The organism is Gemmatimonas phototrophica (genome assembly GCF_000695095.2).
In the GTDB taxonomy this organism is placed as follows: domain Bacteria; phylum Gemmatimonadota; class Gemmatimonadetes; order Gemmatimonadales; family Gemmatimonadaceae; genus Gemmatimonas; species Gemmatimonas phototrophica.
The window spans coordinates 667,853-681,543 of the sequence record NZ_CP011454.1 but is presented as its reverse complement, the minus strand read 5'-3'; the positions used below and the strand labels follow the sequence as shown (position 1 = coordinate 681,543).

Sequence of the window (13,691 nt, the reverse complement as noted above, 5' to 3'; positions counted from 1 at the left end):
TCAGCGTGGTTCAGAGACCATCGAAATCGAGGCCGAGGTCGAGAGCGGGAGCCGAATGGGTGATCGCACCAATCGAGATACGATCCACACCGGATTCGGCAATTAAACGAACGGTATCCAGGCTGACTCCACCGGACGCTTCGGTGGTCACGCGGCCCTGACAGCGCGCCACGGCGTCGCGCAGGACATCAGGGGCCATGTTGTCGAGCAGCACCCAGTCGGCCCCGGCGGCCAGGGCGGCCTCAACCTGATCGAGCGTATCACACTCCACCTGCACCGGTGTGCCGGGAATGGCCAACGCCCGCGCGCGCGCCACGGCCATGGCGACATCACCACCAATGGCGGCCAAATGGTTGTCCTTGATGAGGACACCGCTGCGCAGGTCAAGGCGATGGTTGGTGCCACCACCGGCACGGACCGCATACTTCTCAAGGGTACGCCACCCGGGAGTGGTTTTGCGGGTATCGAGAATGCGCGCCCGGGTGCCAGCGATGGCGTCCACGAACCGGGCCGTGAGTGTGGCGATGCCCGAGAGGTGCTGCAGATAGTTCAGGGCCGTCCGCTCGGCCGAGAGCATGCCTCGCGCATGTCCCGTGAGAGCCAGCACGGTGGCCCCCGCCGCCACGCGCGTGCCATCTTCGGCTTCCACGCGAATGGTGACGGACGGATCGAGCTGACGAAACGCTTCGATGGCGAGCGGAATGCCGGCAATCACGCCGTCGTGACGGGCCACAATGGCGCTGCGTACGTGCCGGGTGCTGACCACCGTAGCGATCGTGGACACGTCGTTGAAGGCTTCGTCTTCCTGCAGGGCCACCCGCACGCGTTCACTGGTGTCCTCGGCGCTGAGCGGAAACGCCAGCGACGACCTGGTCACGGCGCGCGTGTCGAGCGGCGTGATGGTGCGAGGAACGATGGCCGCCTGGGAAGTGGGCGGCGTGGGACGCAGGGGCGGGTGGAAGGAGTTCATTCGCCTGGATCCTCTGGACCAAAGGGACTGACGCCGGTATTGCCTCCAATGCTGACCATCCGTTCAATAGCCGTGCGCGCGCGGGCCGCCATGTCATCGGGCACGGTGATGCGATGCTGCATGTACAGCAGCGCATCGCGCACCTTGGCCAGCGTGGTGACCTTCATATACGAGCATTGAGCCCGATCGTTGGCGGCAATGAAGTGCTTGGTGGGATTCTCCCGACGCAGCCGGTGCAGGATCCCGATTTCCGTGGCCACGATGAACGTATCGTGATGGGTTTGCGATGGGCGCTTGATCATTCCTTCGGTGGAAAGAATGTGGGCGTTGTCTTTGGAGACGGCGCCGGCACTCATGGCCTCCACCACCGAGGTGGCACAGCCGCATTCGGGATGAATGAGGAATTCGGCGCCGGGATGTTGCGCGCGCGTGCGGGTGATGTGCTCGGGGTCGATACCGGCATGCACGTGACACTCGCCCATCCACACGTGAATGTTGTCGCGGCCGGTTTCTCGGCGGACATGCGCACCGAGGAACATGTCCGGCAGGAAGAGGATCTCCTTGTCTGCCGGAATGGCGTTGATCACTTCCACGGCGTTGCCGGAGGTGCAACAGTAATCGCTCTCGGCTTTCACTTCGGCGGTGGTGTTCACGTAGGCCACCACCACAGCGCCGGGATGTTCGGCCTTCCAGGCGCGAAGCTGCTCGGCGTCAATGGTGCTGGCGAGCGAGCAGCCGGCAGCGAGATCCGGGAGCAATACGGTTTTTTGCGGCGACAGAATGGCCGCCGTTTCGGCCATGAAGTGCACGCCGCAGAAGACGATGACATCGGCTTCGGTTTTGGCCGCCTCGCGCGAAAGCCCAAGTGAGTCGCCGACGTAGTCGGCCACGTCCTGGATTTCGGGACGTTCGTAGTTGTGCGCGAGAATGACCGCGTTCTTCGCTTTTGCGAGGTCGCGGATTTGTGCGGCCAAGGCGGGATCGTAGTGCGCTTCGAGGACGGTCATGAAGACGAGGGAGCAGGGAGCAGGGAGCAGGAAGCAGGGAGCGGGGAGCAGGGAGCAGGGAGCAGGGAGCAGGGAGCGGGGAGTAGAGGGTGCATCCTGCCACCTGCTTCCTTTCTTACCACGTAATGTGTCGGCCTTGCCACTTCCGACGTGTCTTGGGAAAATCGCTCCGGAAGTGGCCTCCCCGCGACTCCTTGCGCAGCAGCGAGGCTTCGGCCACGAGGGTGGCGGTGGTAAGCAGGTTACGCTCTTCGGTCGCCCCGGGGGTCAGCCGTTCCCCCACGCGCTGGAGCGCGCTCAGGCAGCGGCGGAGGCCGGCCGCTGTGCGGGCAATGCTGGCGTGATCCCACATGATCTGGCGGATTTCGTCAGCGGCGACCTGGGCGGCGCCGCGATCATCCAGCGGCGGGACATCCCACGAGGTGAGTTCGGGGATAGCGAGCTCTTCCGGTGTCTGCACCATGTCGCGCGCAACGCGCTCGGCAAACACCAACCCTTCGAGCAATGAGTTGGACGCCAGCCGGTTGGCACCATGGACACCGGTACGGGCCACTTCCCCCACCGCGTACAGCCGCGAGATGCTGGAGCGGCCCGCCAGATCGGTCACCACACCGCCCATCATGTAGTGGGCGGCGGGGGTTACCGGAATGGGTTCGAAGCGGGGGTCGATACCACGGGCCCGACAGAGCGCCGAAATGCCCGGGAACCGAGTGAGGAACCCCTCCCCCAGCTTGGTGGCGTCGAGAAAGACGCGGCCATGGGCCTGCTGCTCGCGGAAAATTTCGCGGGCCACCACGTCGCGGGGGGCCAGTTCGGCGAGCTTGTGGCGGCTGGGCATGAAACGCTGCCCCCGTCCGTTGAGCAGAATGGCCCCTTCCCCGCGCACCGCCTCCGAAATGAGCGCCAGCGGATTTTCCGGGGTGTCCAGCGCCGTGGGGTGGAACTGGACAAATTCCATGTCGGCCAGTCGGGCCCCGGCCCGGTGGGCCATGGCAAAGCCGTCGCCGGTGGCCACCTGGGGGTTGGTGGTGTAGCGGAAAATCTGTCCGCACCCGCCCGTGGCGAGGACCGTGGCGTCGGCCACGATTTCGACCGGTCGGCCCGAAATGGAGGCCCGAACCCCGGCGCACTGGACCCCGAACTCGTCTTCCACCAGGAGCAAGTCGAGGACCCGCGCCATTTCCTGAACCTGGATAGACTGGGCCTCCCGCACCTTGGCCACCAGCGTGCGGGCCACTTCGGCCCCAGTCTGGTCACCGTGGGCGTGCACAATGCGATGGCGTGAGTGGGCGGCCTCCTTGCCCAGCTTGAAATCGCCGTCGGGGTCGAGATCAAAGCGGGCGCCGGCGGCCTGGAGCTCACGAACTCGGGTCGGGCCTTCATCTACCAGCACCTGCACCGCCTCGCGGTCACAGAGGGCGGCGCCGGCTGCGAGGGTGTCTTCCCGGTGCAGCTCCGGGCTGTCGCCGGCCCCAAGTGCAGCGGCGATGCCCCCTTGTGCGTACGCGGTGGCAGAGTCGAAGAGGGTGCGCTTGGTGAGCACCGTCACCGACCCGTGGGCCGAAGCCCGCCACGCCGTGTGCAAACCAGCCACTCCGCTGCCAATCACAAGGAACCGGGTGCGGATCCGTTCGGTCATAGTAGTTTCAAGTAAAGGACATCGGGTCCCCAACTGAACCCCTGGCCGGGTTACCGGCCAGATTCCCTGCCTCTTTTCGCTTTTAGGAGACGTCATGCGTTTGACGTTCATGGCTGGTGCCGTGGCCGCTGTGTCGCTCACCGGAATCGTTTCAGCGACCGCAGCCGCGCAGCCAGGCGGTGTATCCGCCACCTGCACCATCGACGTAAACCAGCCCAAGGAGCTGGCGATCCAGTCGCTGTCGTACCAGCAGGCCAAGGCCGCGCAGACGCCTGAGCAGCGCAAGAAGCTGCTGGGGCAGATGATGAAGGAGCTGGATACCAAGCCGGAGCGTTTCGCGAAGAACGTGATTGGCTACCAGTTCATGCTTAGCGAAGTGCTCAAGCTGTGGGCGCTGGAGCCTGGGATCACGGCCACGCCGGTGCGCAGCTCGCTGGGCTTCGTGACCAACCCCACCGAGACGATCGATCTTGTGGTGGCCGTTGATGCTGCATACAAGGCGATCGTGGCGGCGGCGCCAGCCTGTGAAGCCGACATCAAGGCCCAGCGCCAGAACGAACTGTGGCTGGCGCAGACGCAGGCCGCGCTTTCGGCGTCCAGCGCCGGCAGCCTCGACTCGGCGGAGTACTACGCCAAGCGTTCCATGCTGATGAGTGATGGACCGTACGCCCACTATGTGCTGGCCAATGTGGCCAATCAGAAAGGCGAGAAGAAGGCGGCCATGATGCACTGGAAGCACGTCATTGATCGCTCGGGCGCCGATACGGTGTACCGCGATCTCAAGAACGGCTCCATGTACTATCTGGCCATGACGCAGCTGGAGCAGGCGGCGACAGCACAGGGGGCCGACCAGCAGGCGCAGGCCAAGGAGGCGGCCGAGACGTTCAAGACGCTCATTGCCGCGGCGCCGGACAGCCCGGATGTGGCGAACCACTACAACAACTGGGCCGAAGCCCTGACGCTGGCCAAGGATACGGCCAACATGTCGCAGGTGTATGCGGACATGCTGGCCAACCCGGACAAGCAGAGCGACATCGTGCTGGCCGTTGGTGGTGTGGTGGCCACGCGCGCGAACAAGGCCGACGATGCGCTCAAGCTGTTTGAGCTGTCGGTGCAGAAGAATCCGAACAGCCGCGACGGCCTGCGTAACGTGGCCGCGTCGTACTATGGCAAGGATCGCTTCAAGGAGATGTGGGCTCCCAGCGCGAAGCTGGTGGCGCTTGACCCGAACAACTACGATGGGTGGATGATGTTCGCCTACGCGTCGCAGGGGCTCGCCAAGGCGGCCAAGCTGCCGGCGGAGAAGAAGGCGTGGACGGACTCGCTGGTGAAGTACCAGACGCTCGCCGAGAATCTGCCGGTCAAGGTGGAAGTCGCCGGTTTCTCCCGGGGCGCCAACGAAGCCACGCTGACGCTGGCGCTGGAGCAGGTTGCAGCCACGGGGTCGTACAACGTGACCGCTGAATTTCTCGATGAAGCGGGAGCGGTCGTGGCCACGGGCACGGCGGAGTCAGGCGCGCTCAAAAAGGGCGATCGCAAGAACGTGGAGATCAAGGCGACGGGCGCGAAGATCTACGCGTACCGGTATAAGGCGATCAAGTAGCTACCAAGAGGGAGCAGCAGGCAGGGCGTTGGAAGCAGGGAACGGACAACGGCGGCCCCGGGAGAAACTCCTGGGGCCGCCGTTTCGTTTTGGGCCCTTCCCGTCCGGGGCCCAGACGGCGAACCTTCGTGGCCATGCGCCGCACCCTCTATCTGATCGGGGCGCTCTTCCTCGCCCATTTCGCCCTCCTCACGGTCCGCCCGTCTGGTGCCACCGTTGCGGACACCACCGACGGCCTCGATGTCGGCATCGTCTTCGATGTCGGCGGTCGTGGGGACAAGTCATTCAACGACGGCGCTTATCTCGGGGGCGAGCGCGCACAGCGTGAGCTTGGCGCGCGCGTTACGTACATCGAACCGGGCGAAGGCTCCGACCGGGAAGCCGGCCTGCGCTTGCTGGCCGCCGAAGGGATGGACCTGGTCATCGGCGTGGGCTTCATCTTTACCGATGATGTGCTGGCGTTGGCCAAGGAATATCCGAATGTGCGCTTCGCCAACGTGGATATGTCCGTGCCATCGGACAGCGTGGGCAATCCGCTGCCGCTCCCGTCCAACCTCCGGGCGCTCAAGTTCCGCGAGGAAGAAGGGTCGTTTCTGGTGGGCGCCCTGGCCGCGCTGGTCGGCAAGAGCAAAAAGGTGGGATTTGTGGGCGGCATGGACATCGCCCTCATTCACAAGTTTGAGGCGGGGTACCGGGCGGGCGTCAAACATGTGTGCCCGGAGTGCGACGTCATTGCGAACTACGCCGGGGTCACCCCCGAAGCGTTTCGGAATCCCGGGCGCGGCAAGGAGATGGCGCTGGCGATGTACAATCAGGGTGTCAACGTGATTTTTCACGCGTCCGGTTCAACCGGCCTTGGCGTGTTTGAAGCCGCCCGCACCACCGGCAAGCTGGCGATTGGCGTAGACGCGGATCAGTTCAACGAAGCCCCCGGCTACGTGCTCACGAGCATGGTGAAAGGCATCGATGCGTCGGTGCTGGCCGCCGTGCGGGCCGTGAAGGACCAGCAGTTCACCGGCGGAGTCCAGCAGTTCGGTCTGGCGGAGAACGGCGTGGGGTATATCTACGACGACAACAACAAGGCGCTCATTCCCGTCGCGGTACGGGCACGACTGGATGCCTTGACGGCCGATATCGTGGCAGGACGCATTGCCGTGCCGTCCACGCGGGAGCAGAAGTGATGAGCGCTGAGGCATCACGGGCGCCGGCCATTCGCATGCGGGGCGTGGTGAAGACCTTTGGCGGCGTGGTGGCCAATCGGGACGCCTCGCTGGAAGTACACCAGGGCGAGATCCATGCGCTCGTTGGCGAGAATGGCGCCGGCAAGAGTACTCTGATGCGCGTGCTGGCCGGCCTCTACGCCCCTGATGGCGGGACGGTGGAAGTACATGGCCGTGAAGTGACCGGCTGGAAGACCACCGAGGCAATTGCGGCCGGAGTCGGCATGGTGCACCAGCACTTCATGCTCGTGCCCACCCTGACGGTGGCAGAGAATGTGGTGCTGGGGTCGGAGCCTACCAAGGGCATGACGATTGATCTGCACCGCGCCGTGCTGGAAGTGGAATCGTTGTGCAAGCGTTGCGGACTGCATGTGGATCCGCGGGCCCGCATTGCCGATCTCACCGTTGGCGAAGCGCAGCGGGTGGAGATTCTCAAAGCGCTGTATCGCGGGGCCAAGGTGCTCATTCTCGACGAGCCCACGGCCGTGCTGTCACCGCCGGAAGTGCAGGAGTTGTGGACGGTGCTGCGCGCCTTGCGCGCGGATGGCGGTACGGTCGTGCTGATCACGCACAAGCTCGACGAAGTCATTGCGGTGTCGGACAACATCACCGTCATGCGAGCCGGCGCGACGGTCTCGCAGCTTGCCACGCAGGGCACTACGCCACGCGATATTGCCCGCGCCATGGTGGGTCGCGATGTCAATCTGCATCTCGATGCCATGGGGGCGGTGCGACACGGCACGGCGCACGGGGCAGCCGCCACCACGGCGGGCGCTGCGCCGGCGCTGCGAGTACACGGTCTGCGCGTAATGTCTGATCGCGGGACCGTCGCGGTGAATGATCTCTCCCTGGAGATCCACCCCGGGGAGATCGTGGGGATTGCCGGCGTGGAAGGGAACGGTCAGACCGAATTGCTGGAGGCGATTGCCGGCTTGCGAACATGGCAGAGTGGCCGCATTCAGCTCGGCACGCACGATTGCCACGGGCTGTCGGTGCGCGACCGGGCCGATTACGGGCTATCGCACATTCCTGAAGACCGCCATCGTCGCGGGCTGGTGCTGGACTACTCCATTGCCGACAACCTCATCCTCGGCCGGCAGCACCACTTCGCCACACGCACGGGCCTCGATCGGTCGCGGATAGCGGCCAATGCCGCCGAACAGATTCAGCGTTTTGACATCCGCCCTCCCATAGCCCACGTGCCGGCACGGGCGCTGTCCGGGGGCAATCAACAGAAGATCGTGATTGCCCGGGAGATGGGACGCGAGTTCACCGTGTTGCTGGCCGCGCAACCGACACGTGGCGTGGATGTGGGTGCCATCGAGTTCATTCACGAGCAGCTGCGGGCGGCACGCAATGCGGGCAAAGGCATTCTGCTGGTGAGTGCTGACTTGCCGGAGGTGCTTGCGCTGTCCGATCGGATTGCCGTGATGTACGGTGGCCGATTCGTCACGATCCTGCCAGCCGCCGACTGTTCGGCCGAACTGCTCGGGCCCTACATGACCGGAGCGGCCGCATGAGTGCGACCGCCACAACGGTGTCGATGACCCGGACACGCCTGCTGGAAGCCGTATTGCCGCCGGTCGTGGCGATGGGGTTGGCCGCGGTGCTGGGCGATCTGCTCATCCTGTCGTTCGGCGAATCCCCGGGCGCGGTGTGGGCACTGCTGGTGAAAGGCACGTGGGGGAACGCGTACGGTATTGGACAGGTGTTGTACAAAGCCACCACGCTCACCTGCACCGGTCTGGCCTTTGCGTTGGCGGGGCGCGCCGGCTTGTTCAACGTAGGCGCGGAAGGGCAACTGGCCGCAGGTGGTTTCGGTGCGGCGGTCACCGGGCTGCTGCTCCCGGCGTCGCTACCCGCGGTGATTGCGGTGCCGCTGTGCCTGCTGAGCGCCATGTTCGTGGGGGGCGCGGTCGGGGCGGTGCCTGGTGCGCTGCGCGCCCGCTTCGGCGCGAGTGAAGTGATCGTGACCATCATGCTGAACTTCATTGTGCTCGCGCTGCTGAACTGGATTGTGTCGGCCAAGCTCCACCTGCCGGAGACTTTGCGCACGCCCGACATTGCCGCGGGCAATGTGCCGCGACTGGCCGATGCCTTTGCCATGTTCCGGGGCAGTGCAGTGAACTTCACCATCGTGTTTGCGGTGGCCGCAGCGCTGGTGGCGTGGTGGTATCTGTTCCGCACGCGCAGCGGCTACGAATTGCGCGCGGTGGGGCTGCAGCCCGAGGCCGCCGAGTATGGTGGGGTGAAGGTCCCGCGGGTGCTGCTGCTCTCCATGGCGCTCTCGGGCGCGCTGGCGGGATTGGGCGGCGTGAACTTCGTGTTGGGCTATAAGGGCTACTACGAAGAAGGCTTCGCCGGTGGTGCCGGCTTCCTCGGCATTGCCGTGGCGTTGGTGGGACGCAACCATCCGTTCGGCATTCTCGCCGCGGCGCTGCTGTTTGCCACGCTGTCGCAGGGCGGACTGGCCGTGAATGCGGTGGTGCCCAAGCAGCTGACCGATATTCTCACGGCGGCGGTCATCCTCTCAGTGGCCACGGCGGTGCCTGAAGTGCAGAAGCAGCTCCGTGCAGCCGCAGCAAGTGTCACGGCGTCGCTCACGCGCCAGCGCAACGCCCAGGGAGCCTCCACATGATGCTTCTGGCGTTCATTCTGCAGGCCATTCGCATTGCCGTCCCGTATTTGCTGGCGGCGGCGGGCGGTGTCATGTCCGAACGGGTGGGGGTGATTGCTCTGGGACTGGAAGGGCTGATGCTCTCGGGGGCCTTTGGTGCGGCCCTCGGCAGCTATTACGGCAATAGTCCGTGGGCTGGCCTGCTGGGGGCGCTGGTGGCGGGCACGTTGATCACGAGCCTGTTGGCGATCGCCACGATTCGCTTCCGGGCCAATCAGGTGGTGGTGGGCGTGGCCATCAATCTCCTCGTCGCGGCAAGCACACGGTACTTCCTGCGTCTGGTGTTTGACAGCTCCAGCAACTCTCCGCGGGTGCCAGGCTTTGGTGGCGAAGGTGTGAGCAACGTCATGTTGTCGAGTTTCATGAATCCGGTGGTGTGGATTGGGCTCGCCGCGCTGCCGGCGCTTGGCTGGCTGCTGTACCGTACGCCCTTTGGGTTGCGGGCACGGGCCGTGGGTGAGAAGCCGGAAGCGGCGGCCACGTTGGGGGTGGCCGTGAATCCCATGCGCCTCAAGGGGCTCTATCTTGCCGGTGCGTTGGCCAGTCTGGGCGGTGCCTATCTGGCGCTCGACCAGCACCAGTTCACCGATGGCATGACGGCCGGTCGAGGTTTCATTGCGCTGGCGGCGGTGATCTTTGGGCGCTGGGAGCCTGTGCGCGTGGCGGTGGCTTGCCTGCTGTTCGCCGGGGCCGAGACGTTGCAGATTCAACTGCAGGGCGCGCAGCTCGTACCAAGTCAGTTTGTGGAGATGATTCCCTACGTGCTGACCATCATTGCGCTCGCGGGTGTTGTTGGGCGCAGCGTGGCGCCGGCCGCCCTTGGCAAGTCCGAATAACCCCACCTTGTGAGCAATAGCAACGCACCATCACACCACACCGACGAGCATCCGGTAGACGACGGCAAGTCTGCGTTTGGGAAACTCGCCGTCCTGATGGTCACGGCATTCATCGACATGTTGGGTTTGTTGATGATTCTGCCGCTCCTGCCCTTCTATGCCAAGTCGTTGGGGGCGGGTGGTGCGGTCGTGGGCTTGCTGGTGAGTTCGTTCAGCATTGCACAGCTCTTGAGCGCTCCGGTGTGGGGGCGGTTCAGCGACAAGTACGGACGCCGTCCGGCGTTGATGGTGGGATTGGGTGCCAGTGCCATCGCCTATGTTGTGTTTGCCTACGCCGACAGTTTGTGGCTGCTGTTTCTGTCGCGCATTGTGCAAGGGGCGGGCGGCGGCACCGTGAGTGTGATTCAGGCGTACGTGGCCGACGCCACGCGTCCGGAAGATCGGGCCAAGAGTCTGGGCTGGCTGTCTGCGGCCACGAACGCCGGGGTGGCACTGGGCCCGGTGATTGGCAGTTGGATGCAATTGTTCAGCAAGCACACACCGGGGCTGGTGGCAGCTGGCCTGTGCGTGGTGAATATGGGGTTCGCCTGGAAGTATCTCACTGAGATCCGCAAACCCGGCGCGGCCCCCGGCACGAGCAAACCCAAAGGTTCGCGCGAGGCGGTGTTCCGGGTGGTCAGTCACCCCTCCGAACCGGCGTCGCGACTGATTCTGATTTATGCGTTGGCCATTGGGGCCTTCCAGGGTACGACCGCAATTCTCGCGTTGTTCCTGGCCGATCGCTTTGGAGTCACCGAAGCGACCATTGGCTATTTCTTCATGTACATCGGCGTGCTGAGCGTGGTGGTGCGCGCACTTATGCTTGGCAAGCTGGTAGACCGCATTGGGGAGCCGCGACTGAGCCGCGCCGGCTTGCTGTTTCTGGCGGCCGGGCTGGTGGGGCTGTCCATTTCCCCCAATCTGCCGGTGCTGGCGTTGTCGGTGGGGCTATTGCCACTGGGCACCGCTTTCACATTTCCGTGTGTCACGGCCATGCTGTCGCGCGTGGTAAGCAGCGCAGAGCGCGGCTTGTACATGGGCGTGCAGCAGACCTTTGGCGGCGTCACGCGCGTGGTCTTCCCGATCATTCTGGGCGTCGCGTTTGATGCGTTCGGCAAGCAGAGCCCGTTCTGGATCAGTGCAGCGGTGGTGCTGGCCACATTGCTGATGGGGCGCGATCTGGAATTGTACGCCCCGAAGCGGGTAATGCCGACGGGTTGAGTTTGGCCCCGAAGTCCGCCGGCGTGGGTTCACCGACTTTCCTCCTCGAGAACATGCGTATGCGCTTGCTCCCGCTTCAGCTGCTGACTGTGCTGGCCCCCTTGATTGTTGCGGCACAGCCAGCCTCCCCGCGCCCACTCCGTTCGGCCGACATCTACAAATTCCGCGACGTGGGCGCCGGTCGCATCTCCCCCGACGGACAGTGGGTGGCGTACACCATCACCACGGTGGATTCGGCCAAGGACCGCAGCGACAGCGACGTCTGGATGGTGAGCTGGGACGGCACACGCACCCTCAAGATGGCCGGCTCCCCGGAAGGCGAAAGCAATCCGCGCTGGAGCCCGGACAATCGCTATCTCTCGTTCGTTTCGGGCCGCTTTGAATCGAAGGGGGGACAGATCTGGTTGCTCGATCGTGCGGGAGGCGAGGCAGTTCGACTGACGGATCTCAAAGGCGGCGTTGCCGAATACGAATGGTCACCGGATGGGTCGCGTATTGTAGTGGTGTCGCATGATCCCGACCCGGAAGAGAGCAAACCCGACTCGCTCAAGAACAAGAACCCGAAGCCCATCGTCGTTGATCGCTTTGCGTTCAAGCGCGACGGCGACGGCTATCTGGACCGCCGCCGCGATCATGTGTGGGTGGTGGATGTCAGCACGAAGAAAGCGGTGCAGATCACGACCGGCGATTACGATGATCGTCAGGCGCGCTGGTCGCCCGATGGCAAGCGGCTCGCGTTTGTTAGTGAGCGCGCCGCTGCCGATGCTGATCGTGCCAACAACAGTGACATCTACGTGGTGGATGCGACGCCCGGTGCCACGCCCGTACGGCTCACCACGTGGAACGGACCGGATGCGAGTCCGGCATGGAGCCCGGATGGCGCGTCCATTGCGTATCTGCAGGCCAGTGAACCACAGCTCTCAGCGTATGCCCAGAATACCATTGCCATAGTTCCCAGCGCCGGCGGAGCCGCCCGCCTGCTCGCTACCACGTTGGACAGGGATGTTTCGGCATTGACCTGGACGGCCGATGGCACCGGGTTGCGATTCCTGCTGGGCGATGATCGTGCCCAGCATCTGGCGCAGGTGGAGGTGAACGGTGGTGCCGTGACGCGCCTGGTTGACGGGCGACGCGTGGTCACCGCATACGACGTGGCTTCAAGCGGACGCGTGGTACTGAATACCGGTACCGCCAGACGGTCGGCCGAAGTGCATGCCTGGGACAATGCCGCGTTGCGCACACTCACGCATGTGAACGACAGCGTGTTTGCACAGTTGCAGGTCGCGACCACGGAAGACGTGCAGTTCAAGAACAAGGACGGGCTGACCGTGGGAGCCCTGCTGGTGAAACCCGCCGGGTTTGATCCCAGCAAGAAGTACCCGATGCTGCTGCGCATTCATGGTGGACCGAACGGACAGGATCAGCATCTGTTCAACTTTGAGCGCGAGCTCTTTGCCGCCAACGGATACGTGGTGTTGGCCGTGAACTACCGCGGCAGCAGCGGCCGTGGGCAGGGGTGGAAGAAGGCCATTTTTGCCGACTGGGGCAACAAGGAAGTCCAGGATCTGCTGGCCGGTGTGGATCACGTAATTTCTCTGGGCTTCGTGGATCCCACTCGCCTGGGCATTGGCGGCTGGAGCTACGGTGGCATTCTCACCGACTACACCATTGCCACCACCACCCGCTTCAAGGCCGCCACCAGTGGCGCGGGCAGCGCGCTGCAAACGTCGATGTATGGCACCGACCAGTACATCTACCAGTACGAAAACGAGCTCGGCGCACCGTGGAAGAACCCGAAGCTCTGGGAGAAGCTCAGCTATCCGTTCTACAAGGCCGACCGGATTACCACGCCCACGTTGTACATGGGTGGCGAGAAGGACTTCAACGTCCCGATCAGTGGCAGTGAACAGATGTACCAGGCGCTGAAATCAGTGGGAGTCCCAACTCAGCTGGTGGTGTATCCGGGGCAGTTCCACGGCATCAGCCGCCCCAGCTTCGTGAAGGATCGCTACGACCGCTACCTTGGCTGGTACGGACAGTACCTCATGGGCATCACGCCCTGATGAGCGAGGTGGCGCGCCTTCGCGTGGTGGCCGCGGTGATTCGCCGCGGCCACGATGCCACCACGGAATTTCTGGTCTGCCAGCGCCCGCTCCACAAGCAGCACGGGGGCCTCTGGGAATTCCCCGGCGGGAAATGCGAGCCGGGAGAGAGCGACCTCGAGGCCATCCACCGGGAGTTACGCGAGGAACTCGGTGTGGATGTTGGCGCCGTCGGGGCACCGCTGCTGGTCATTGCCGATGCACAGTCCCGCTACGACATCGTGTTTCTTCCCACAGACATTTTGGGGGAGCCGCAATGCCTGGAGCATGTGGCCATGCAATGGGGCAACTGGGCCGACCTGCAGCAGTTGTCGTTGGCGCCGAGTGACCTGCGGTTTGTGCAAGCGCAGCTGACGGCTTCCTGAGGACGCGAGGTA

The 13,691-nt window shown here is 64.3% G+C and carries 11 protein-coding genes; 8 read left to right on the top strand and 3 right to left on the bottom strand.

Going from position 1 to position 13,691, the window contains the following annotated elements:
* Nucleotides 1-10 precede the first annotated feature (10 nt).
* From nadC to GEMMAAP_RS02935, 3 genes are all read right to left on the bottom strand, one after another.
* A complete protein-coding gene (nadC, locus tag GEMMAAP_RS02945; RefSeq protein ID WP_082821008.1) occupies nucleotides 11-970 on the bottom strand; it encodes a carboxylating nicotinate-nucleotide diphosphorylase in 960 nt (319 codons plus the stop codon).
* Nucleotides 967-1,977, bottom strand: a complete 1,011-nt coding sequence (nadA, locus tag GEMMAAP_RS02940; protein WP_026849355.1) for a quinolinate synthase NadA — start codon at nucleotides 1,975-1,977, stop codon at nucleotides 967-969. Before nadA ends, nadC begins: the two co-directional genes overlap by 4 nt.
* A gap of 115 nt (nucleotides 1,978-2,092) precedes the next feature.
* The gene (locus GEMMAAP_RS02935) at nucleotides 2,093-3,616 is read right to left on the bottom strand and encodes an L-aspartate oxidase (RefSeq protein WP_053333994.1); all 1,524 of its coding nucleotides are present in this window, start codon (nucleotides 3,614-3,616) and stop codon (nucleotides 2,093-2,095) included.
* 94 nt (nucleotides 3,617-3,710) lie between these two features.
* On the opposite strand from GEMMAAP_RS02935, the gene GEMMAAP_RS02930 reads away from it, so the two are divergent.
* From GEMMAAP_RS02930 to GEMMAAP_RS02895, 8 genes are all read left to right on the top strand, one after another.
* The gene (locus GEMMAAP_RS02930; protein ID WP_026849354.1) at nucleotides 3,711-5,219 is read left to right on the top strand and encodes a hypothetical protein; all 1,509 of its coding nucleotides are present in this window, start codon (nucleotides 3,711-3,713) and stop codon (nucleotides 5,217-5,219) included.
* Between the two features lie 134 nt (nucleotides 5,220-5,353).
* Entirely contained in the window at nucleotides 5,354-6,400 is a 1,047-nt protein-coding gene (locus GEMMAAP_RS02925; protein WP_043580562.1) for a BMP family lipoprotein, read from the top strand.
* Nucleotides 6,400-7,959: an ABC transporter ATP-binding protein gene (locus tag GEMMAAP_RS02920; RefSeq protein ID WP_043580196.1), complete on the top strand. Its 1,560-nt coding sequence runs from the start codon at nucleotides 6,400-6,402 to the stop codon at nucleotides 7,957-7,959. Before GEMMAAP_RS02925 ends, GEMMAAP_RS02920 begins: the two co-directional genes overlap by 1 nt.
* Entirely contained in the window at nucleotides 7,956-9,077 is a 1,122-nt protein-coding gene (locus GEMMAAP_RS02915) for an ABC transporter permease (RefSeq protein ID WP_238588176.1), read from the top strand. Before GEMMAAP_RS02920 ends, GEMMAAP_RS02915 begins: the two co-directional genes overlap by 4 nt.
* A complete protein-coding gene (locus GEMMAAP_RS02910) occupies nucleotides 9,074-9,952 on the top strand; it encodes an ABC transporter permease (RefSeq protein ID WP_026849351.1) in 879 nt (292 codons plus the stop codon). The genes GEMMAAP_RS02915 and GEMMAAP_RS02910 overlap by 4 nt, the downstream gene beginning before the upstream one ends.
* A gap of 9 nt (nucleotides 9,953-9,961) precedes the next feature.
* Complete coding sequence (locus tag GEMMAAP_RS02905) at nucleotides 9,962-11,212, top strand: MFS transporter (RefSeq protein WP_043580194.1); 1,251 nt, start codon at nucleotides 9,962-9,964, stop codon at nucleotides 11,210-11,212.
* A gap of 59 nt (nucleotides 11,213-11,271) precedes the next feature.
* Entirely contained in the window at nucleotides 11,272-13,275 is a 2,004-nt protein-coding gene (locus GEMMAAP_RS02900) for a S9 family peptidase (protein ID WP_043580560.1), read from the top strand.
* Nucleotides 13,275-13,679, top strand: coding sequence for a (deoxy)nucleoside triphosphate pyrophosphohydrolase (locus tag GEMMAAP_RS02895; RefSeq protein WP_026849349.1), 405 nt, complete (start codon nucleotides 13,275-13,277; stop codon nucleotides 13,677-13,679). Before GEMMAAP_RS02900 ends, GEMMAAP_RS02895 begins: the two co-directional genes overlap by 1 nt.
* Nucleotides 13,680-13,691 lie beyond the last annotated feature (12 nt).